15 protein-coding genes and 1 tRNA gene are annotated in these 23,351 nt (G+C 54.0%); 5 read left to right on the plus strand and 11 right to left on the minus strand.

Annotation, left to right across the window (positions count from 1 at the left end):
- Nucleotides 1-386 precede the first annotated feature (386 nt).
- Nucleotides 387-460, plus strand: a tRNA-Met gene (locus B088_RS01725).
- A gap of 111 nt (nucleotides 461-571) precedes the next feature.
- On the opposite strand, the gene B088_RS01730 is transcribed toward B088_RS01725, so the two are convergent.
- The 5 genes from B088_RS01730 to B088_RS01750 are packed head-to-tail and all read right to left on the minus strand — an operon-like array spanning nucleotide 572 to nucleotide 11,862.
- Nucleotides 572-2,413: an ABC transporter ATP-binding protein gene (locus B088_RS01730; RefSeq protein WP_018106683.1), complete on the minus strand. Its 1,842-nt coding sequence runs from the start codon at nucleotides 2,411-2,413 to the stop codon at nucleotides 572-574.
- A 31-nt stretch (nucleotides 2,414-2,444) separates the two neighbouring features.
- Nucleotides 2,445-4,733: an ATP-dependent helicase gene (locus B088_RS01735; RefSeq protein ID WP_018106684.1), complete on the minus strand. Its 2,289-nt coding sequence runs from the start codon at nucleotides 4,731-4,733 to the stop codon at nucleotides 2,445-2,447.
- A complete protein-coding gene (uvrA, locus tag B088_RS01740) occupies nucleotides 4,730-7,600 on the minus strand; it encodes an excinuclease ABC subunit UvrA (protein ID WP_018106685.1) in 2,871 nt (956 codons plus the stop codon). The genes B088_RS01735 and uvrA overlap by 4 nt, the downstream gene beginning before the upstream one ends.
- Nucleotides 7,601-7,621: 21 nt before the next feature.
- Nucleotides 7,622-8,566: a tRNA epoxyqueuosine(34) reductase QueG gene (gene queG / locus B088_RS08550; RefSeq protein WP_018106686.1), complete on the minus strand. Its 945-nt coding sequence runs from the start codon at nucleotides 8,564-8,566 to the stop codon at nucleotides 7,622-7,624.
- On the minus strand, nucleotides 8,563-11,862 hold the full coding sequence (locus B088_RS01750) for an MFS transporter (RefSeq protein WP_018106687.1): 3,300 nt from the start codon (nucleotides 11,860-11,862) through the stop codon (nucleotides 8,563-8,565). Before B088_RS01750 ends, queG begins: the two co-directional genes overlap by 4 nt.
- Before the next feature lie 214 nt (nucleotides 11,863-12,076).
- On the opposite strand from B088_RS01750, the gene B088_RS01755 reads away from it, so the two are divergent.
- Nucleotides 12,077-12,853, plus strand: coding sequence for an ADP-ribosylglycohydrolase family protein (locus B088_RS01755; protein WP_018106688.1), 777 nt, complete (start codon nucleotides 12,077-12,079; stop codon nucleotides 12,851-12,853).
- On the opposite strand, the gene bioD is transcribed toward B088_RS01755, so the two are convergent.
- The 6 genes from bioD to B088_RS08235 all read right to left on the minus strand — a co-directional run bounded on the left by bioD (nucleotide 12,848) and on the right by B088_RS08235 (nucleotide 18,160).
- Nucleotides 12,848-13,504 carry a dethiobiotin synthase gene (gene bioD, locus B088_RS01760; RefSeq protein ID WP_018106689.1) on the minus strand — a complete coding sequence of 219 codons (657 nt, stop codon included), beginning with the start codon at nucleotides 13,502-13,504 and terminating at the stop codon, nucleotides 12,848-12,850. The genes B088_RS01755 and bioD overlap by 6 nt on opposite strands.
- Before the next feature lie 14 nt (nucleotides 13,505-13,518).
- On the minus strand, nucleotides 13,519-14,271 hold the full coding sequence (locus B088_RS01765) for a methyltransferase domain-containing protein (RefSeq protein WP_018106690.1): 753 nt from the start codon (nucleotides 14,269-14,271) through the stop codon (nucleotides 13,519-13,521).
- Nucleotides 14,268-14,936, minus strand: coding sequence for a pimeloyl-ACP methyl esterase BioG family protein (locus B088_RS01770; RefSeq protein ID WP_018106691.1), 669 nt, complete (start codon nucleotides 14,934-14,936; stop codon nucleotides 14,268-14,270). Before B088_RS01770 ends, B088_RS01765 begins: the two co-directional genes overlap by 4 nt.
- Nucleotides 14,927-16,060, minus strand: coding sequence for an aminotransferase class I/II-fold pyridoxal phosphate-dependent enzyme (locus B088_RS01775; RefSeq protein WP_018106692.1), 1,134 nt, complete (start codon nucleotides 16,058-16,060; stop codon nucleotides 14,927-14,929). The genes B088_RS01770 and B088_RS01775 overlap by 10 nt, the downstream gene beginning before the upstream one ends.
- Nucleotides 16,057-17,349 (minus strand): adenosylmethionine--8-amino-7-oxononanoate transaminase, encoded by a 1,293-nt coding sequence (bioA, locus tag B088_RS01780; protein ID WP_018106693.1) that lies wholly within the window; start codon nucleotides 17,347-17,349, stop codon nucleotides 16,057-16,059. The genes B088_RS01775 and bioA overlap by 4 nt, the downstream gene beginning before the upstream one ends.
- Nucleotides 17,350-17,668: 319 nt before the next feature.
- On the minus strand, nucleotides 17,669-18,160 hold the full coding sequence (locus tag B088_RS08235) for a helix-turn-helix domain-containing protein (RefSeq protein WP_018106694.1): 492 nt from the start codon (nucleotides 18,158-18,160) through the stop codon (nucleotides 17,669-17,671).
- Between the two features lie 565 nt (nucleotides 18,161-18,725).
- Between B088_RS08235 and B088_RS01790 the strand changes: the two genes are divergently transcribed.
- The 3 genes from B088_RS01790 to leuS all read left to right on the plus strand — a co-directional run bounded on the left by B088_RS01790 (nucleotide 18,726) and on the right by leuS (nucleotide 23,338).
- Entirely contained in the window at nucleotides 18,726-19,496 is a 771-nt protein-coding gene (locus B088_RS01790) for a dihydroorotate dehydrogenase electron transfer subunit (RefSeq protein ID WP_245546714.1), read from the plus strand.
- Between the two features lie 5 nt (nucleotides 19,497-19,501).
- On the plus strand, nucleotides 19,502-20,416 hold the full coding sequence (locus B088_RS01795) for a dihydroorotate dehydrogenase (protein ID WP_025081453.1): 915 nt from the start codon (nucleotides 19,502-19,504) through the stop codon (nucleotides 20,414-20,416).
- A 132-nt stretch (nucleotides 20,417-20,548) separates the two neighbouring features.
- Nucleotides 20,549-23,338, plus strand: coding sequence for a leucine--tRNA ligase (gene leuS, locus B088_RS01800; RefSeq protein ID WP_018106697.1), 2,790 nt, complete (start codon nucleotides 20,549-20,551; stop codon nucleotides 23,336-23,338).
- Nucleotides 23,339-23,351 lie beyond the last annotated feature (13 nt).

Here is a 23,351-nt window from a genome sequence, read left to right on the forward strand (position 1 = left end):
TAGACCCGGGTCGAGGGGCGTAGCCCCGACGACCCGGGGGTCAGGCGTTGCCAGCGATCCCGCGACCCCGCTAGGGTGTCGCACTGATTGACTGACTGGTATGTGCGACACCCTGGCGGGGTCGTACACCTTGAATGCGTCGTCGTTTCCCGGGGTCTTCGGCACTNCGTGCCTCGACACCCGGTCTAAAAAGCGATGATCCCTCCGGGGCTTCGCCCCTGCGGGATCGGCAGGCGGTAGCAGCAGGGCTGGGAGTCGACAGGATTGCACAGCGACAGGGATTATCACTTCTTTGCTTTAAGGCTCAAATGCGTCACCCCTGTCTCAGGGGTGAAGGGCTTGCCATGATGGCAAAATTTCGTACCTTTGCGACCACAAACAGGGATGGCGAGGTAGCTCAGCTGGTTAGAGCGCAGGATTCATAATCCTGAGGTCATGGGATCGTGCCCCATTCTCGCTACTCATTACACAAAGAGCTCAGACGATCACTCGTCTGAGCTCTTTGTGTGTTGTGCCCCGTCAGTAGTCCTCTTGAGAGCCGGGGGTAGGGCGGGAAAATAGTGCTCCTAGCCTAGAGCTTCTGCATGGCCACTAATCGTGCATAATACCTGTCCTGAGCCAGTAATTCCTCATGAGTCCCTCGCTCCACAATCCGTCCCCTATGTAGGACTATGATCTGATCCGCACTGATGATCGTGGAGAGACGGTGAGCGATGACGATAGTGGTGCGCCCTCTCATGAGGTGCTCCAGTGCCTCCTGCACCAGTCGCTCAGACTCCGTGTCCAGAGCAGATGTAGCCTCGTCGAGGATCAGGATGTCCGGGTCCTTGAGTACAGCGCGAGCGATGCTCAGCCGCTGACGCTGCCCGCCGGAGAGCTTACTGCCTCGGTCACCGATATTTGTCTCGTAGCCCTCGGAGAGCTCTCTGATAAAGTCGTCCGCATTGGCCACCTTGCAGGCAGCCACGATCTCCTCATCGGTAGCATCCTTGTTGCCGAAGGCGACATTGGCTCGGACGGTGTCATTGAAGAGGATTGCCTCCTGATTGACATTACCCATCAGCATCCTCAGGTCGTGCATCCTTAGCTCCCTGATGTCCGTGTCATCTATCTTGATGGACCCCTCGTCCACGTCGTAGAAGCGAGGCAGGAGATCCACAAGAGTACTCTTGCCGGAGCCACTCTCCCCCACGATCGCCAGCGTCTTGCCCTTAGGGATGGTGAGATCGACATCTCTCAGGATCCAGTGGTCGTCGTAATTATTGTAGCGGAAGGAGACATGATCATACCGAATCTCCCTCTCGAAGCGGATCTCCTTAGGGCGATCTGGATCCTGGATCGGATTGACTGCCGAGAGCACTTCGTCAATGCGGGTGAGTGATGCCATCCCCTTACGTATGTCGTAGGAGGCGCGGGAGAATTCCTTTGCAGGATTGATGATGCTGTAAAAGATCACTAAGTAGTAGATGAAGGTGGAGGCATCAAAGCCGACACTATTGTGGAAAATAAGCGTCCCACCAAACCAGAGTACTACCGCAATGGTGACCGTGCCAAGGAATTCGCTCACGGGATGGGCCAGTGCCTGCCGCGAGGCTACATGCCGGGAGATGGTCCGGAACTCCTCATTCTGGCTCTCAAACCGCTCCTGAATGGGCTTCTCGGCATGGAAGGCCTTGATCACCCTAAGCCCGCCCAATGTCTCCTCAAAGAGGCTGATCAGATAGCCCCACTTCGTCTGCCCCTCGAGGGAGTCGCGCTTGAGTCGCTTGCCTATACGACCCATGACAAATCCCGCCATAGGGAGCAGGAGCATCACAAAGAGGGTTAGCGAGGGACTGATGATCAGCATAGCAATCAGCGAGACGAGGATGATGAGCGGGTTCTTGATCATCATGTCGAGCGAACTGATCAGGGAGTGCTGCACCTCATTGACATCACCTGAGATACGCGCCAGCAGATCGCCCTTCCGCTCTCCGGAGAAGAAGGCAAGGTTGAGCCCAAGCACTCTCTCATTGAGCTGATTTCGTATGTCCCTCACCACGCCTGTCTGGACCGGGATCATAAAGAAGGAGGCGGCATACTGCACGGACACCTTCAGCAGTGTGATCGCCACCAGATAGAGCGCCAGGATCATCAGAGACTTGGAGACGCCGTAGGCATCGATCATCTGCGTCACCGCATAATTGAAGTTGTTCTGTATCCCATTCATTAGGGTGGAGAGAGAGAGCTCACTCCACGGCATGAAGTGGTACGTGGTGGTGTCGATCCCGAATAGAATCCTCAGGATAGGTATCAGGAGTGAGAATGCCAGTAGGTTTAGTAGCGGCGCAATGGCATTGCAGGCAATGTTACCTGTGATGTACCACTTATACTTGGGGAGAAATCGTCTGAACGCTCGGAAAAAGTCCTTCATCAGGGTAAGGTGTTAGTATGTCGCAGTCCAATCAGATCTTGCGAAGCTTGGCAAACTTAAGGATCATCTGCTTCTTCGATCCATCATCAAAGGTGACCAGGACCTTAGTCCCGGAGACACTCTGGGAGAAGCCCTCCACCCGACCTACGCCGAAAGTGGGGTGCTCCACGCGGTCGCCCTTGCTGAGATCGGCCTCGCTCACTCGATCGATCAGAGGAGCATTGTCCTCCTCCTTCGTCCGTATCACCCGACGGACGCGTCTAGGCTTGGGATCGAGATGGCGGGAGGACTGCACCGGAGCAGAGGGTGTAACTGTAGGTCTCTCCACTCGGGCAGTGAAGTGGGGCAGGTAGTCGGTTAGCCCGGTATGATCCTCGAGGTATCGTGGATCCAGATCGAGGAGGAAGCGGCTCGGTCTCTGATAGTCGAGCTGACCGTGGGTCATACGGCTCTGAGCGTAGGAGAGGATACACTTCTCCTTGGCTCGAGTGATAGCGACGTAGAGGAGTCGCCGCTCCTCCTCGATGTCCTTCTCCTCACTGTATCGGTCACTGGGGATCAGCTGATCCTCGAGCCCCACGCAGTAGACCTCCTCGTACTCCAGTCCCTTAGAGGCATGCATAGTCATCAGGGTGACACGGGGCGTGCCGTCCTCCTTCTGATCCGCGTCGGTGAAGAGCGACATATCGCGGACAAAGTCCTCGATGGTCACAGGATCGTCTGAGAGCTCGTAGTGAGCGTCCTCATACTCCTGCACTGCAGAGACTAACTCATTGAGGTTATCCAGCTTAGACAGAGACTCCACACTCTCGTCGCTGTACATACCTGTCAGCTGCGTGGCGAGGATGAGATGGCTCATATACTCCGCCAGAGTCATGCCGGTATTAGCCGTCTCGCGTAGCTGATCAATCAGCTCCACAAAACCGGTGATCCGCTTGATAGGGGCTGCCTTGAGAGACTCTGACATCAGATCAGGATCCGATGCCACCTCCAGTAGGGGTTTCTTTTGTCTATTAGCGAGGTCGGAGAGAGTGCTAAAGGTTACGTCACCGATTCCCCTCTTGGGGGTGTTGTATACCCGTCGAAACGCCTCATCGTCACTTGCATTGATCACCAAACGGAGGTAGGCCAGGGCATCCTTGATCTCAGCCCGGTCATAGAAGGAGAGTCCACCGTAGATTCTGTAAGGGACGGAATAATTGCGTAACTGCTCCTCGAGGAGACGGCTCTGAGCATTGGTGCGGTAGAGTATCGCCACCTCCTCGGGTGATCTCCCTCGGCGAAGTGAGGCGGAGATCATCTCGGCGACCCGCTCAGCCTCGGACTTGCCACTAAAAGCATCGAAGAGGGTGAGCTTCTCCCCCTTGCCGGCGACCGCCTCCACAGTCTTGGGGATGCGGAAGCGATTTTTCTCGATCAGGCTATTGGCAATGTCGACGATATTGGAGGTCGAGCGATAGTTTTTCCGGAGCTTATAGACCACGGCGCCCGGGAATGTGTCACTGAAACTGAGGATATTCTCGATTACTGCTCCTCGGAAGGAGTATATGCTCTGTGCGTCGTCACCTACGACGGTGAGGATCGTATCGGGTCCCTTCAGTTGCTTGACGATCTCGTTTTGCACCCAATTGGTGTCCTGATACTCGTCAACAAGGATGTAGCGAAATCTCCTGTAGAGCTCGTCTCTCACCTCCGGGTGCTGTCTCAGCAGTCGCAGCATATTGATCAACAGATCATCGAAGTCCATCGCATTGGCCCTGAAGCAACGACTCAGATAGCCCCTATAGATGTCATCGAAACGGGGCATCCGGCGTAACCTCGGGTCGCTGTCTGAGAGACTGCCCGGGGTGAGTCCGTCATTCTTGCAGGCTGAGATCAGTCCGTAGACCTTCTTGGGGGGATAGTCTTTCTCGTCCAGCTTCATGTCTCGTATGATCACCTTGACCAAGGTCCGTGAGTCGCCCGAGTCATAGATGGTGTAGTCGCTATCGTATCCGAGGTACTTCCCATAACTACGTAGCCAGCGAGCAAAGATGGAGTGGAAGGTGCCCATAGGGATCATCTGAGATAGTCCATCTCCCACAATGGTTGCGATACGAGAGCGCATCTCTCTTGCAGCCTTATTCGTGAAAGTCAGAGCCAGCACCTCTGAGGGACGGGCCTTACCCTCTGCCAGGATGTAGGCTATCTTTGTCGTCAGGACGCGTGTCTTACCGGAGCCGGCTCCTGCGATCACCAGACTATCATGAGAGAGATCCTCGACAGCCTGACGTTGCTCCTCATTGAGTGTCGCTAAGAGCTCCTCGCTTGTCGTCATCATACCTCTCTTCCTGCTGCCTTAAATTCCTCTCTCAGATACTTTGCCGTGTGGCTGTCACAGCGCTGCACCATTTCCTCAGGTGTTCCCTGGAAAATGATGTGCCCTCCGTCCTTTCCTCCCTCGGGACCAATGTCTATAATATGATCTGCGGTCTTGATTACGTCGAGATTGTGCTCAATGATCACGACAGTATTGCCTCTATCTACAAGTCTATTGACAATAGCCATCAGCATGCGTATGTCCTCGAAGTGAAGGCCCGTCGTCGGCTCATCGAGGAAGTAGATCGTATTGCCGGTGTCACGCCTATTTAGTTCGCTCGCCAGCTTGATCCTCTGACACTCACCTCCGGAGAGGGTGGAGGAGGACTGCCCCAGCTTGATATAGCCGAGCCCCACGTCCTGTAGCACCTTGATCTTACTTCGGATGCGACTCTGCCCCTCGAAGAAGTCCACAGCCTGATTAACCGTCATCTCCAGCACGTCGGAGATGGACTGTCCTTTGTATCGTACCTCCAGCGTCTCTCTATTGTATCGCTTTCCTCGGCACGCCTCACACGGCACGTAGACATCGGGGAGGAAGTGCATCTCGATCCGGCGATAACCGTTTCCATTGCACGCCTCGCAACGTCCCCCCTTGACATTAAAGGAGAAACGCCCCGGCTTGTACCCTCTGATCTTCGCCTCCGGCATCTCTGTGAAGAGGTTTCGTATGTCGGTGAAGACTCCTGTGTAGGTAGCGGGGTTGCTCCTCGGAGTACGTCCGATGGGCGACTGATCCACCTGGACCACTTTATCTACCAGATCGATACCCTCTATCGAGTCATACTCCAGTGGCTCCGCCAGTGACTTGTAGAGATGCTTGGAGAGGGCAGGGTAGAGGGTGTCATTGACATAAGTACTCTTACCCGAACCGCTGACTCCGGTCACCAATGTTAGCGTACCCAGTGGAATGGAGAAGGGCTCTCCCTGCAGATTATTTCCCTTAGCTCCCATCAGTGTGAGACTCTTGCCCGAACCGCACCGCCGTATCTTCGGGATCTCAATGTCCTTCTCCCTCCTCAGGTACTGGGCTGTCAGCGTATCAGACTGCATCAACTCCTTAGGCGTGCCGCTAAAGACGATATGCCCTCCCTTGCGTCCCGCTCCGGGACCGATATCGATGATGTAGTCTGCCTGCTCCATGATCTCTCGGTCATGCTCAACGACTAAGATCGTATTGCCTTGGTCCCGTAGCGACTTGAGGGATCGTATCAGTCGGTCGTTATCCCTCTGATGAAGGCCTATAGAGGGCTCATCGAGGATATAGAGGACATTCACCAATCGGCTTCCCAGCTGTGTAGCCAGTCGTATCCGCTGCATCTCACCTCCGGAGAGAGTGGCAGTGGTTCGGTCTAAGGAAATGTAGGTCAGCCCTACCTCTACTAAGAATGAGAGACGACTCTCGATCTCCTTGCAGATCTCGGTGGCGACGACACGTCTCTGTCGGTCGATCTTGGCCGGGACCGACTTAATCTCCTCGAGTAGGTCAGGTATGGGCATCGACGACATCTCTGTGATGTCCTTGCCATTGATCTTAAAGGCAAGAGCCTCCTTACGCAGTCGCTTACCGTGACACCGAGGACAGGGGACGTAGGTGCTAAATTGCTCCGCCCACTTCTTTGTCTTTGCGTTATAGTCCCCCTCGGTCATCTTCTCGAGTATGGAGACGATGCCGTCATACTCGGTCAGCCTCTGTCGCACACCGGTCTTGGTGTGATAGAAGAGTGGATAGTCGACACCATTCAGCACGTCATCAATCAGCTCCTCCGGATAGTCCTCAATGGGGGTGTCGAGATCCAGATCGTGATGCTTAAGGATCGCATCCAACTGAGCAAAGAGGAGCCCCCGCTTGTACTTCCCGATCGGTGCCAGCCCTCCCTGTCTCATGCTGAGCTTTGGGTCCGGTATCACCTTAGAGAGATCTGGTGCGGTGACCACGCCGAGTCCCTTACACTTTGGACAACTTCCCTGTGGAGAATTGAAAGAAAACGTATTAGGGTCCGGATCCGGTAGCGACTCCCCCGCTTCCTCGTCCATCAGATTACGGCTATAGTAGGAGGGCTTAAGACCATCCTCCTGCATATCCTGTACGAGGATGATCCCCTTACCTATCCTCAGAGCCGTCCTGACGCTCTCCTTGATCCGCTCAGACTGCTTTGGCACCACCTTCAGCTTATCAATCAGGATCTCTATTGAGTGGTTTTTGTATCTCGACAAGGCGAGACCAGGCTTCAGATTAGTCAGCTCCCCATCGATTCGTGCGGAGACATACCCCTTCATGCGGTAGCTCTCGAGCAGCTCTCGATAGTGCCCCTTACGAGTCCGCACGACTGGAGCGTAAATGTAAACCTTATGGTCGACATAGGTCTCGAGTATCCGCTCGATGATCTGATCCTCTGAGTAGTGCACCAGCTCCTTACCTGTCTTCAGCGAGTAGGCGGTTGCACAGCGGGCGTAGAGCAGACGGAGGAAGTCGTAGACCTCCGTCGTCGTCCCTACGGTACTTCGAGGATTCTTATTGGTTGTCTTCTGCTCGATGGAAATGACTGGCGACAGACCGGTAATCTCATCTACGTCAGGCCGCTCCAGGTCACCGATATAGCCTCTGGCATACGAGGAGAAGGTCTCCAGGTAGCGCCGATTTCCCTCTGCGTAGATAGTATCAAAGGCGAGGGATGACTTTCCACTTCCACTCAGACCGGTAACTACGGTGAGTGAATTGCGCGGAATGGTCACGGAGATGTCACGGAGATTGTGCTCCCTCGCCCCCTGAACCACGATCCAACCTTTCTCTACAGCCTTGCTCTCTATTTTGCTCTTATCTTTCATAGATATAATGGGCAAAGGTACTCAATTATCGGCGTCGTGAGGAGGATTATTCTCAAGCCAAAGTCGGCAGTTGCGCGTCATCCACTTATAATTTGCTCGCCGGGCTGAACTTTGCTGAAATATCCTGTGGTACTCCTCCAGCGACATCTCAGTAATGTCCTCCCTACTGAGGTCGAGGATCGTGTCGTAGGAGGGGAAGAGCTTTGTCGGCTTGGGTCGACGATTGAAGGGGCAGGCATCCTGGCAGCTGTCACATCCGAAGAGCCTATTCCCCATCCGTCGGGTCAGCTCAGGAGAGACCTCATCATGGTGCTCCACGGTGAGGTAGCTGATACAGCGGCGGGCATCCATCCCTTCAGGAGAGAGCGCTCCCGTCGGGCAGACGTCCAGGCAGCGATGACAGGAACCACAGAGTGAGCGTCGAATCGGATGCTCCGACTCTAGCTCAAGCGTCGTCAGCATCTCCGCGAGAAAAAAGAAACTCCCTATACCAGGGATAATCATGCACCGGTTCTTCCCGATAAAGCCTATTCCTGCCTCGCTCGCCCAGTACCGCTCCAGGAAAGGCACGCTACCTGAGATGCAGCGGAAGGAGTGGGGTGCCACCCGCTCATTAATTCCCTCGCCAAGACGTACCAGTGCCTCCGTCAGCACATCGTGATAGTCCGGACCATAGGCGTACTTAGCCACCTGCGGCGCCTCCTTGGGCTGCTGTCTCACCGGATAGTATGAGGCTGCCACCACGATCACCGAGCGAGCACCCGGGAGGATCTTGTCGATGGGATTCTTCCTTACATCCACGTTCTTGGACATGTAGCCCATGCCCGCTGCCTTACCCTCCTCGAGCCAATGGTCGAGATAAGCCTGGTGCTCGTCCGACACCTCCCCAAGCCGAGCAAAGCCTACTGCATCAAAGCCATACTCCCTGGCTGCATCACGAATGAGTGCCCGCAGGTCCTGAGTCATTGCTGAGTAGCCCCGGAGAGCTGGTTGTAGATCTGCAGGTAAGCCTTACTATAGTAGTCGCAGTCCTTGCCATACTTCGCCTCCAGACCGCTGCCATGGGCGCGATTGAGACGCATGAGCTCCTCAGCTACGATGATCTCACGCTCAATCTCGGGCATACAGGTGATGAAGTCCCTGTCGTTGAGACGGAAGTACCAGTCCAAATCTCTCAGGCTCCGATCCAGCATCAGCGAGGTGATCTCCTCTGCGTCACCAGTCATCCCTGCGTCGTAGAAGGCTCCCACAAGGGGAAGCGAAGAGGCTCCATGCGGAACCACCTCATCAAGGATGGCCGTCTTGGACCGCTCCAGAACCTCTCGTGCACGGATCGAGTCACCTCGGGCTACGAGACCCTTCGCCAGCGGAGCAAAGATCATACTTCGGTAGGTCTCCAGCATACGGCGAGCATTCTCGTCCATGTAGGTCCCTGGGCGATCGGCTCCCGCCCAGCGGAAGCGCTCCATCACGTTGGTGTACATCCGATCCACGTCTACCTCGCTCGTGGTCCCCTTTGTCCGGATCGGGAGCACCTGATAGGCCATGCCGGTCTGGCGGAAGTAAGGCGTCAGACCCATACGATTGGACTCGCCAACCGTGATGCAGAAGTAGATCGGTCTCTCCCATCGATTGGCCTCGATCATATCGTAGGAGACCAGCTCCTCCTTACCGAGATAGCTCTTGCCCTCAAAGTCATACAGTGTCATAGGGCTCTTAATAAGCGCTGTATCGCTGGGGTAAAGCACACCTCTCTGGATCAGATCAGCAGAATCATAGGGTAGGGCGACCTTTGTGCTTGGGAGGTAGTCCACCTTCTGCACAATACCAGGGATATCCTTGGTGGAGGGGTCATCGGAGCCGATGAAGTCAAGTGCGTGCCTCAGCTCCAGCGTATCCCTCATCACCGGCACCACATAAGCGATGCCACGCTTATCACCCCCATACTCCTTCAAACCCCAAGTGATGGGCATTGGAGCCGCCTCGTAGGTCTGCTTCTTCATCTGCTCTATGTACCAGTCCGCCTGCAGGTATGAGGAGTTGCAGACCTTCAGGTCAGTCCGTACTCCCTCCACTTCCTGCGCATACCATAGGGGGAAGGTATCGTTGTCCCCATTGCAGTAGATGATCCCATTCGGCTCGCAACTATTAAGGTAGTTATTCCCCGTGTCGGCTGCGAGACGACGTCCCGAGCGATCGTGATCGTCCCAGTTTTGCCAGGCGACTAAGGTCGGTACCAAGAGACAGAGGGCTGTTAGACCGAGAGCCAGACCGCTCTTCTTCCTACTTCTCTCCCCGGTGATGAGGTCATAGAGACCGAAGACACCACACCCAATCCAGATGCTAAAGGCGTAGAAAGACCCCGCATAGGAGTAGTCTCGCTCGCGCACCTGATAGGGCGTCTGATTGACATACAGCACAATGGCTATACCGGTCATGAAGAAGAGCGAGAGGATGATCCAGAAATTCTGCCTGCTCCGCTCTCTTCGGCTCAGCAGCTGAGCAATCAGTCCCAGGAGACCAAGGATGAGGGGCAGCATGAAGTAGCGATTGTGTCCGGGGTTGTCGGTCACAAAGGAGGGTAGGTCCGTTTGCGGTCCGAGGAATAGCCCGTCTATGAAGGGGATGCCGGTGATCCAATTACCCTTCGTCAGCTCTCCCTGTCCCTGGATGTCGTTTTGTCGACCGGAGAAGTTCCAGAGGAAATACCTCCAGTACATATAATTGAGCTGGTAAGAGAAGAAGTAACGGAGATTTTCTCCGAAGGTCGGTAGCGTCACCGTCTCCGCCTTACCCGCCTGGTTCACAGTCTTCGTCTCTCCCTTCACCTCACCCCAGATCTCATACCCCTGTTTAAAGTGGGGCATCATATTGCTGTAAACGCGCGGGAAGAGCATCTTCATATCGCTCCTATAGACCAGCGAGCTACTCTCCTGTCGCTCGTAGTGATCTGGGTCATCAGGAGAGAGCTTATTGGTCCGGGCGTAGGTGACCTTGGTGGTCGTCACCGGCCGCCCCTGAGCATCGTACTCCGGCAGAGAGGCGTAGGTCTGTCCATAGATCAGCGGGGTACTCCCATACTGCTCACGAGAGAGGTAGTACCGGAGTGCAAAGACATCAGCAGGGGTATTCTGATTCATCGGAATATCCGAGTTGGCTCGCACAAGGATCACACCATAAGTGCTGATACCGGCAAAGAGAAGTCCCATCGCCATGGTCAGGTGTGCCAGTCGATGTGCATCTGTCCGCATGGAGTACCAGAGGTACCAGACAAGAGCGGCAATCACGATGATCGGGACGATCCAACCGCTGCCCATAAATGGGATCCCCAGTAGGATGCAGGTGGAGAGGAAGCCCACTCTGAGGAGGGTCATCGGCACCGGTCGTCTCATCGATGCATAGACGGTCAGACTCATCACAAGCGCCAGCACCAGGACGTAGCAGATCAGACCACTATTGTAGCTGAGACCAAGCGTATTGACAAAAAAGAGGTCGAAGTACCCCGCCACCTCCGGCACACCTGGGATAATGCCGAAGAGGATCACAGCGACGAGGACAAAGGATAGCAGCGTAGCTACCACTCCGCCCTTCCACGTCGCCTTTTCTGTCCGCTTGAAGTAGTACACCAGCGCCATCGCCGGGATCGCTAGCAGATTGAGCAGATGGACTCCGACACTCAGTCCCATGAGGTACGCTGTAATAAGGAGCCAGCGGTCCTCCTTGATCGGATTGCGCGTCTCCTCCCACTTCAGTATGAGATAAAAAACGAGCGCTGTGAAGAAACTTGAGAAGGCATACACCTCACTCTCCACCGCACTGTACCAGAATGTGTCAGTGAAGGCATAGGTGAGCGAACCCACCAGAGCACTTCCCAGAGCAATCCACGCATAGTCCGCAGGTATCTCAGTCTCCTCGCGCCATGAGGCGGTGCGGAGGATGAAGGACCGCCGGATCAGGTGGCTGATTGTCCGAAAGAGAAGTAGTATCGTCAGTCCGGAGAGGAGTCCACTCAGGGCATTGCCCGCAATGGCAATCCAGTCGCCATGAGCAGGGAAAAGCTCAGCAAAGGCATTGTACGCCAGCATATAGAACGGCGCACCCGGCGGGTGTCCCACCTCTAGTTTGTGGAAGGTGGTAATGAACTCAGGGCAGTCCCATACCGAGGCACTCTTCTCCATGGTCACCCAGTAGACGATGGCAGAGATGGCAAAGACGAGCCAGCTCATGCCACGCTCCAGGCGCTTATAGTTACTTCGTTGCATGCTTATCTTCTCAACCGACCGTGACGTCACGATCAGTTGCAAAAGTAATGATTTTAGTCCGATAGGTGCTCCCTTCCACGATATTCTTATCAGGGAATACGCTTGTCCTATTGCTCACACCCCTTTATCAGCATCTAACTTGGTTGGGGATGGAAGTGTGCCTTGCTCTGATTAAGAAAAATATGGTATTTTTGGACAAAAGAAGACATTAAGTATGATAGGAGCAATTATCGGAGATGTGACAGGCTCATCCTATGAGTTTGACAATAATACGGAGGACTACGACCTCGACCTCTTCCGCGAGGGAACAACCTTTACGGACGACACTGTCTGTACTATAGCTGTGGCGGATGCGATCTTGCACCACAAGTCTTACGAGTCTGCACTCCTGGAGTGGTGTGACAGATACCCGGGGAGAGGGTACGGAGGACGCTTCCAGATGTGGCTCACCTCTGCTGTCCATCACCCCTATGGGAGCTACGGCAATGGGGCTGCGATGAGAGTTTCCCCGGTAGGCTGGGCGTTTGAGGATCTGGAGACCACTCTGGCAGAGGCTGAGCAGACCGCTCTCCCCACGCACAATCATCCAGAGGGGATCAAGGGGGCTCAGGTAGTAGCTGAGGCAATCTTCCGTCTCAGGCGAGGTGAGTGGGATAAGATACAGGAGCTCCTTATCTCGTCCTACGGAGCAGACTATGAGCGGCAACTTCCCGGCGTGGGTGTCTTCGATGAGACTTGTCAGGGATGCGTCCCTCTCTCCCTGCTCATACTGACTAAGTCGACAGACTTTGAGGACGCGATACGCTCAGCAATTCACTACGGCGGAGATAGTGATACCCTTGCTGCCATCGTGGGGAGTATGGCAGAGGCCTACTTTGGGGTCCCGGATCCACTTGCTGAGAGGGCTCTCAGCTATCTTCCACAGGAAATGCGGGAGATCTACGAGGAGTTTAGAGATTGCTTTATGTCGCCCTCTTCCTCTTCCCTATAGGTCTAGGATCGGAAGGGGGATAAAGCTCGTCTCAGGATAGTGCCTCTGCAGATAGCCACGGAGATATCTCTCGGTCTCTGCGGTGATCCTCTCATCGGTGGCTACACCCCTATTATATAGGAGTGCCGGAGTGGGGATGCCCCTGTGGCCAAGTGCTTCCATGCTGAGGAGGATGTGATTGATGCTTCCCAGCTTCGCTGTCCCGACGAGGATGCAGGGTAGTCCCTGGTCAGCAATGTAGTCTATATTGAGGTAGTCCTCCGTCAGCGGCACCATAAGTCCACCTGCCCCTTCGACCAAAACCTTGTCGTACTTCTGCTCCAGTAGATGAGTGTTGGCAGTCGCCTTGTCATACTCCGGTGCGCGTCCGTCGATGGCGATCGCCATGTGAGGGGAGCATGGGTAGGAGTATATAAGGCAGCAGGTCGTCCCATCGATATCCTCCGGCAGTAGTGCTCGATCCTCTATCTTTCGATGCATGGCAATATCCTCTGAGATCCCGTGATTGCCCGTCTGGATCAGCTTCTGAGTGATCACGTCCACACCCTCCTCGCGGAGTTTCCTTGAGATAAATCCAGTGGCGACTGTCTTACCGGCGTCCGTATCGATGCCGGAGACGAAGTAAGTCTTGAGGGGGAATAATTCTTTCATATCATCAATTGCTTTCATCGGCGCCCGTAGCCAAGTACTCCCACGTAGGTGAGTGGCAAGGAGGCGCATTGGGATAAGTTTAAGTTCTCTCTATACGTCTGCTCCATCGCTCCGAGTCTTCTTGGAGTCAAGAGACCCCCCGATCCGAGGCTATTGGTACCGGTATTGCGCAGGTGGCGAAGGAGTTCAATGAGGGTAGGGAAGTAGAGCGACTTCCGATACTGCTGTAGCTGTATGTCTCTAAAGCCTGCTCTCTGCAGGCCACTCTCGATCTCCTCCGAGTCGGGGTAGTGCAGCCCCACACCCGTAACCGCACTGAGCTCGCCAAGGTTGTCCGGGAGGAAGGTGCTGAAGACCAATTGGCCACCCAACATCAGGGCGTCGTATGACTTAGAGAAGAATGATAGTGGATCCTCCCACCACTGAATGCAAGAGGCGGAGGCAATAACACTGCACTCCATCGGCCAATCGATCCGCTCCGCATCTCCCGGCAGGAAGAGCCCGCTGGTCCCCACCTTCTGCCTCAGTGGTCTCTCCATCTCAGGCGACAGATCATTGTAGATAAATCGGCAGTCTCTGAGCCGCTCTACGAGGAGGGACGATAGTAGTCCCGTCCCACAGCCGATCTCAAGCACAGTGCCGCACTCTATCGGCTCTATCAGGCTGATCAGTTGCTCCGAGATCTCCCGCTGGACAACCCCCGCCGTCTCGTAGGTGGAGATGCTCCGGGCAAATCGGTCTGCAATGTCCTGCTTACGGGGTATCATAGTCTGAGCAGTTCTCTCCATGACTTTATGTAGGTGCCGAGGATCAGGTGAGGGGCGGTAGGGAGCTCCTCGATAGGTATGCTGCGATCCGACCAGAAGCGACGCTGCCCACCTGAAGGGATCACGAGATCGTGGTCACTGACTATTGCGCGCGTCCAGGGCACATCACACTCGGTAACAGAGCCACCGAGATCACCGACCCAGCGCAATTCCTCCTGAGCGGCGGTGATGCCCCGATGATCCGGTAGGGAGAGGAAGTGCGCGGTCGTTTCCTCTGAGAGGCACATCTGACGGACAAAGTGACGGTAGCCCTCCACATCCAGTCCCGTTGCCATCCTCTGATAGTCCACACCCTTTATACCATACCGGTCCGAGATCAGAGAGGGAGTACCATTGATCGCCACTGCAAGGGAGGGTGCCGGATAGCACTTGTGGAAATACTCCGCTGCCCAGACCCCCATGCTCCAGGCGACCAGATATAGCCGGCTGAAGCAGGACATATCAGGCCACTGAGGGAGCTCTCCTCGGTAGTCCCCTACAGAGAATAGGGTCCACTCCTCCGGTAGCTCCATCTCCAGCGCAAGAGAGTGGGGGGCACTCCAGCCGGTGAAGTAGAGGACAGCAGTTCCTCCATTGCTCCCCTGATGAAGCAGCTTTACATCCATCTCCTTACCACCTCTCCTATATGGTCGATCTCCTCAGTACTCATCGCCGCTGTGAGTGAGATGCGCAGACGCTCTCGTCCCGATGGCACGGTGGGCTTCCTGATGGGCCGCACAAAGAGTCCCTCACGCATAAAGTCCTTAGCTGCCTCCGCAACCTTCTGCTCTCCGGGGATCTCCAGGCTGATGATCTGACTCTCCGGAGCCCTTCCTATACGGTCCCCCAGTCGCTGCCTCATCTCCACCAGATGTGCCCTCCGGTCCTCCATCTCCCTTACCTTACGTAGTAGGAATAAGGTCCACCCGACCATCAGAGGTGGTAGTGCGGTGGTGTATATAAAGGGTCTCGCCTGAGAGACGAAGATCTCCCGTAGACTTGCCGACTGGAGGGAGTAAGCGCCTATCGAACCGAGCGCCTTGCCCAGCGTCCCGAGCAGCAGGTCGACTCCGGAGAGGAGACCAAGCTCGGCGCAGAGACCAAGTCCATGACCACAGAGACCCACTGAGTGTGCTTCGTCCACATACAGTCGCATCGAGGGAAAGTCTCTCTTGAGTGCCACAATATCTGCGAGTGGTGCCACATCTCCATCCATGCTGTAGACACTCTCCACCAGCACCCAGATATGGCGGTACTCCCCCTCATTCCGCTCTAGTAAGTCTCTCAGGCGGGTCACGTCATTGTGCTCGAAGCGGGCAAATCTACAGCCTGACAGTCTCAGCCCCTCGACCATGCTGGCGTGGATGAGTCTGTCAGCAAGGAAAAGCGTCTCTCCATCGACGAGGGAGGGTATGATCCCACTATTAGCTGCAAAACCACTGGTCCAGACAAGCGCCGAGGGAACCGAGTACTGAGCAGCGAGGTACTGCTCCAGCTCTTGATAGATCCGATCATTCCCCGTCAGGAGCCTTGCGGATGAGCTACTCATCATCGGGCGAAACTCCCGAGACTGGCGGTACTCCTCCGGCAGCCCGGACAACTCCTGTAGACCGAGGTAGTCATTACTGCTCAGATTAAGCAACTTCTTCCCACTTACATAGACATACTTCCCCTCGGTCTCAGTAGGCTGTAGGCTCCTATAGGTGCCACTCTCCCTGATCTGCTGCAGGCGCTCCTTATACTCTATCATCGATAGCACGCTCTTAGTACCCGGCTGAGTCCTCCGATGAGGCTATCCAGCTGCTCATCAGTAATCGCCATGAACTGAGGCTCTAAGTAAACCAATCTCCCGAAGGGACGCACCCAGATCCCTTCCTCCAGAAATCGGGGGATCAACTGCTCCATATCCACCGGCTCCCTCATCTCCACGACGCCGATCGCTCCGAGACAGCGCACCTCCCGCACGTCGCTTAGCTCCTGAAGTGGACTGAGTCCCTCTTGCAGCTGATTCTCTATATTGCTGACCTTACCACGCCAGTCCTGGCTGAGTAGAAGCTCGATTGATGCTTTGCTCACCGCACATGCCATAGGATTGGCCATAAAGGTGGGCCCGTGCATGAAGCAGCCCGCCTCGCCACTACAGATGGTATCTGCGATCTCTTGTGTAGTGGCGGTGCAGGCGAGCGTCATATACCCGCCGGTCATGGCCTTGCCTATCGTAAGTATATCCGGCTTAATACTCGTGAAGTAGGTCGCCAGCAATTCGCCGGTTCGTCCGAAGCCGGTAGCAATCTCATCGAAGATTAGCAACAGGTCGTACTCGTCGCAGAGTGCTCGAAGTCCCTCCAGATACTTGGGGTGATAAAAATACATTCCCCCGGCACCTTGTACAATCGGCTCCACAATGATCCCCGCTAAGTGATCCTGGTGCCTCTCTACCAACTCCTGCATCGGTCGCAGATCCTCGGGATCCCACTCGTCACCGAAGGCACATGCTGGCTGTGGCGCAAAGTACTGAACCGGCAAAGTGCCGTAGAAGAGACTATGCATGCTGGTGATCGGATCGCAGACAGACATCGCATGCCAGGTATCTCCGTGATAGCCTCTGCTGATAGTGGCAAAGTGGGTATGTCCCGCTCGACCCCTCGCCAACTGATACTGGATCGCCATCTTGAGTGCTACCTCTACCGACACCGACCCGCTGTCGGAGTAGAAGAGCCTGTCTATCCCCTCCGGAAGTATCTGATCGACAAGGAGCTGTCCCAGCTCCACTGCAGGGCGGTGAGTGAAGCCGCCAAACATAATGTGCGCCAGCTGCTCCGTCTGATCCTTGATCGCCCGAGTCAGAGTGGGGTGGCTGTATCCGTGGATAGCGCACCACCAGGAGCTCATCCCGTCGATCAGTTCTCTCCCATCCTCCAGTGTGATCACACACCCCTTGGCGGAGGCTACCGGATAGGTCTGCTGCGGGTGAACTGTAGAGGTGTAGGGGTGCCAGAGGTGTGTCCGGTCCCACTTTAGGAGTTCTTCTGTTGTCATGGCGAGATTTCTAGCTTTTCTGTTTCGGGCACAAAGGTAGTCATTCCGACTCTCAATCCTCTGCTCCGCTCTCACCAACGGAGACCCCTCAATCTAATACCGGTATTAGTCTTCACTATAGTCGGTATTAGTCGGCACTATTACCGGTAATAGTTGACTCTAATATCGGTAATAGATCTTACTGTCCACTATATGCTGAGAACTAAGACACTAAGACGATTTAGCGGCGGTGCAAAAATTCCCGCCTGTAACTCTCACCGAGACTTACGAGGTTGTGACTAATGCTCCTACTCTATCTCGTTGAGGATCAATAATTGAACTAAAAGTCCTTCGTGCAGTCGGTCAGGTGGGAAGGGTAAAGCGTCTCAAACGTATTATCGTCATAGTATATGATGACCTTCTGCACTCGCTTCGAGGAGGATCGCTCTGTAGTAGTCTGAGTGGCTTCCCGAGTGCGCTCCTCCACCTTTCCCCTTCTCACTCCACTATTAGGCACCGTAGCGGCTACCGGAGATGGAGTGGATCCGGAGCCGTCTCCATCGGAATCGCTGAAGAGGGGAATGGAGGTGCTCTTTACCTGCTGCTCACTGTAGACCTCGGTCCACATGGGTCCACTACCATGCAGCAACCAGTCAGACTCATATTGAGGATAAGCGGCAAGTATTTTACTGATCACGTCGACGCTGGGGTTATTTCGACCGGTCAGTACGTGATTAAGAGTCGAGGTATTGATGCCTGTCGTCTCTGCAAATGCCACCTGCGTGACCCCTTCGGTCTCTATGATGAGCTTGATTCTATCCCTTGTATCCATATATAAACGCACATATACGTATATCAGATGTACATAAATAATATCTCGATACAAATATATATGTAAATATCCGGATTAACGGTGTAGAAAGATTCAAATGAATCTATTTCGCACGCGGAGATGCTTGTGATGGTTAGAACATATTCTACATAAGGAATCCTAATCTATTGGTTTGCAATAGTCATAATGGTCTAAACCAATGTTAGTCATCCGGATCAGATGTAAATAGGAGGCTCGAGGGCTAAATAAAATCTAAACAAATGGACGTAAGTTAATGGCATACAATACTTAGTCTGTTCTCTATTTCAGCTTTAGTCGACGTTCTCCTGTGTTCGTGATTGTTCCACGACGCGATGCGCGAGACGATGACGTCTCGACGAAAGCATCAAGGCGATATATGTATGTAAATGCATTTTCGCTCAATAATATATGTACGTGGCGGGTTTGATACGTTTCCGTACATACATTCTCTACTTTTGAGAGGGTGGTGCTTGTGGGGGATCGACTTTTTAATCGTACTTTTGGATGAATGAGTCAGTATAGGGGGAGAGATGCTTAAAAGATTATGCGACAGATGAAAGATCTATGTATGTCCGTCAAGGGCATACGCCACTTTAGCGAGACGCTCTATTGCATCAGACTGGAGCCGATCAATCCTGGTGAAAGCGTGCCCTCGTTTGCACCGGGGCAGTTCGTTCAGCTACGGATCCATGCTCCTGAGGTGCTACTGAGGCGCCCCATATCCATCTACGGAGGCAGTGAGCATCACCTAGATCTGCTGATACAGGTGGCAGGAAAGGCTACAAAGTACCTGAGTACTGCTCCCATAGGAACCAAGGTGGAGGTACTGGGACCCCTAGGCAACAGATTTAGTGATCCGACCGGTGAGCAAATCCTCCTCGTAGGTGGCGGAGTCGGCATAGCCCCACTACTGACGATGGGGCGACACCTCCGGGAGGAGGGGCATAGACCCTGCTTCCTCCTTGGTGCACGGTCTGAGACTGCGTTTCCTGACCTGAAGCCCTTTGAGGAGCTGGGGCAGCTCCTTATTACTACTGAGGACGGAAGTCTGGGCGAGATAGGATTTGTGACTGATCACTCCGTCTGGTCGCAGGGCACACCCTCAGATATCTATTGCTGTGGTCCCACACCCATGATGAAGGCAGTGGCCTCACTTGTACGGGAGCGACAGATCCGATGCGAGGTGTCACTGGAGAATATGATGGCCTGTGGCATAGGGATCTGCTTGTGCTGCGTAGAGCCAACCCTGCGAGGGAATGTGTGTGTCTGTACAGAGGGACCGGTTTTTAATACTAAGGATCTATTATGGCAATGAAAACGATGAATGACCTCACGACTCGGATAGGTGATCTGACGCTGAAGAATCCTGTCACGACCGCCTCCGGAACCTTTGGGGACGGCGTGCTGATGAATCAGATCTATGATGTATCTCAGCTCGGAGGGATCTTTGCCAAGGCTGTGACTCTGGAGCCTCGTCAGGGTAACCCGAAGCCTCGTATGGCTGAGACCCCATCCGGTATGATCAATGCCGTAGGTCTGCAAAATAAAGGGCTGGACTACTGGATCAACCACATCTATCCTGAGGCAAATCAGCTGGGGACGGAGATCATCCCTAACGTCAGCGGATCGACCATCGACTCCTACGTGCAGGTGGCTGAGGCGCTTAATGACCTTGACCGGGTACATGCCATAGAGCTCAATATCTCCTGCCCCAATGTCAGAGACGGGGGGATGCTCTACGGCGTATCGTGCGAGGGGACCGGGGAGATCGTACGAGCCGTACGACAAGTCTTCGATAAGACACTTATCGTGAAGCTTACTCCTAATGTGACCAGCATTGTTGATATTGCCAGAGCAGCTGTAGATGCGGGGGCAGACGCACTGTCTCTGATCAATACGCTTATGGCGATGGCTGTCGATGCTGAGCGAAGACGCCCTAAGATCTCTACGATCACGGGTGGACTCTCCGGACCGGCAGTGAAGCCCATAGCTCTTAGGATGGTCTGGCAGGTGTCTCAGGCTGTCGATGTGCCGCTGATAGGTATTGGAGGGATCTGCGACTGGAGGGATGCGATCGAGTTTATTCTCTGTGGTGCTTCCGCAGTACAGATCGGGACTCAGAACTTTGTGGATCCATTGTCCCCCCTAAAGGTGATCGAGGGCATCGACGACTATATGACCAGGCATCACTTCTCTTCGGTCAGTGAGATGGTGGGCGCAATGATCACTGATTAGTTCGCTACTGTCTGAGTCTGCAAAAACTTCAGTCAGCAGGGGAAAATAGGTAATTCTGTGAAGCAGAGTTATCGTTTTTTTGGTATTTTTGCGCTTGATAGCTAAGTCAGTCTGACAAAGTAAGTAGTACTCATGTCTTACAACTACACTGAGATCGAGAAGAAATGGCAGGCCTGGTGGCGTGACCATGAAGTATATAAGGTAGACGAGGATCCGTCTAAGGAGAAGTTTTACTGTCTGGATATGTTTCCCTATCCCTCGGGAGCAGGACTTCATGTGGGTCATCCTCTGGGATATATCGCCTCTGATATCCTCAGCAGATACAAGCGGCTCTGTGGCTTCAACGTCCTACATCCCATGGGGTACGATGCTTATGGACTCCCTGCAGAGCAGTATGCCATACAGACAGGACAGCATCCCGCTCTTACCACTAAGATCAATACTGACCGGTACCGCAAACAGCTGGATAACATCGGCTTCTCTTACGACTGGAGCCGCATGGTCATGACATGTGATCCGGAGTACTATAGGTGGACTCAGTGGGCCTTCATACAGATGTTTCACTCCTACTACGACACACAGCTAGATAAGGCTCAACCTATCTCCGCTCTGGCCGACCACTTCGCTAAGCAGGGGACGGAGGGGCTCCATGCTGTTGGATCTGAGGAGCTGACATTTACCGCTGACGAATGGCAGGAGTGGGATGAACGCAAGCAGCAAGAGGTGCTGATGAATTATCGCATCGCATATCGTGGCGAGACGATGGTCAATTGGTGTCCTGCTCTGGGGACGGTGCTCGCCAACGACGAAGTGAGCGAGGGCCTGTCTGTACGTGGAGGTCATCCTGTGGAGCAAAAGGTTATGAAGCAGTGGTGTCTGCGTGTCTCAGCGTATGCCGAGAGACTGCTCTCCGGGCTGGAGAATATAGACTGGACACCGTCTATCAAGGAGACTCAGCGTAACTGGATCGGTCGTTCTGAGGGGGCGGAGATCGTTTTTCACCTTCCCGATAACAAGGAGACGATTACGGTCTTCACCACCCGTGCGGATACCCTATATGGAGTAACCTTTATGGTACTTGCTCCGGAGAGTCCTCTGGTGGACGAGGTGACTACTGCCGACCAGAGAGAGGCGGTGGATGCCTACCTGGAGCGCACCAAGAGGAGATCCGAACGGGAGCGTATGATGGATCACTCCGTCTCCGGAGTCTTCTCGGGTAGCTATGCGATCCATCCTATTACAGGAGCTGAGATCCCTATATGGATCAGTGACTACGTCCTCATCGGATACGGTACAGGCGCCGTGATGGCTGTCCCCGCGCATGACTCCAGGGACTTTGCTTTCGCAAAGCATTTCTCTCTACCTATCATTCAGGTGGTCAAGGCAAATGGCACAGAGGTTAGTGACCCATCGATCTGGGAGGAGTCCATTGATAGCCATGAGGGGACGATGATCAACTCCGGCTTCCTCGATGGAATGAGTGTCGATGAGGCGATAGGTGCTATGAGAGATTATGTCGATGAGCACAAGCTTGGCCGTAAGAGAGTCAATTATCGTCTCAGAGATGCGATCTTCAGTAGACAGAGGTACTGGGGAGAGCCCATTCCGATTTACTACAAGGATGGTATACCTTACGCCTTGGACGAGTCCGACCTGCCGCTTAAACTCCCGGAGGTAGATAAGTACCTGCCCACAGAGACCGGTGAGCCGCCTCTTGGTCGAGCAAAGAACTGGTGTACGAAGGAGGGATACCCTCTCGAGCTATGTACGATGCCCGGATTTGCGGGTAGCTCTGCATACTATCTCCGCTATATGGATCCGCACAACTGTGAGGCTCTTGTCAGCAAGGAAGCAAACAACTACTGGAGAAGTGTGGATGTCTATGTGGGCGGCACCGAGCATGCTACGGGACACTTGATATATAGTCGATTCTGGAATAAGTTCCTCTACGACCTCGGTTACGTCTGTGAGGATGAGCCCTTCCGTAAGCTGATCAATCAAGGAATGATCCAGGGGCGATCCAGCTTTGCTTACAGAGTCATCGGGACCAATACCTTCGTCTCACTGGGTAAGATTGGGGACCACGAGGTACAGCCAATACACGTGTCCGTCAATATTGTCCACAATGATCGACTAGACCTCGAGGCGTTTAAGGCATCTCAGCGCGAGCTGGAGGATGCTGAGTTTATTCTGGAGGACGACGGCTCCTATATCTGCGGCAATGCGGTGGAGAAGATGAGCAAGTCTTACCTTAACGTCGTCAACCCTGACGATATCATCAAGCAGTACGGTGCTGATACGCTGAGGGTGTATGAGATGTTCCTTGGTCCTATAGAGCAGTCTAAGCCTTGGGACACCAATGGGATAGATGGCGCATTCCGATTTCTGAGGCGAGTCTATGGCTTCTTCTTCGATGACGAAGGGAAGCTAAAGGTGACGGATGACAAGCCGTCGAAAGACTCCCTGAAGTCTCTCCATACAGCGCTTAAGAAGGTGACACAAGGCATCGAGTCCTACTCCTTCAATACCTGCGTGAGTGCTATGATGGTCTGTGCCAATGAGCTCGCGAGTCAGAAGTGTACGTCCAAGGAGCTATTACAAGACTTCATCGTCATGCTCTCTCCCTTTGCTCCTCACCTTGCGGAGGAGGTATGGCATGCTCTGGGACATGACGATAGCGTGGTCGATGCCAAGTGGCCGGAGCTGAATGAGGACTTCCTCAAGGAGTCAACCATCACTTACCCGATCTCATTCAATGGTAAGGTACGCTTTACCATGGACCTCGCAGCAGATCTGAGTAAGGCAGAGATAGAGGAGATAGTCACTTCATCGGAGGAGACACAACGCTACCTTGAGGGCAAGAAGCCCGGTAGGGTAATCGTGGTTCCTCATAAGATCGTCAATATCGTCCTGGGAAAATAATAAAATACATCAC

It is taken from the genome of Porphyromonas bennonis DSM 23058 = JCM 16335, assembly GCF_000375645.1.
Classification (GTDB): Bacteria; Bacteroidota; Bacteroidia; order Bacteroidales; family Porphyromonadaceae; genus Porphyromonas_A; species Porphyromonas_A bennonis.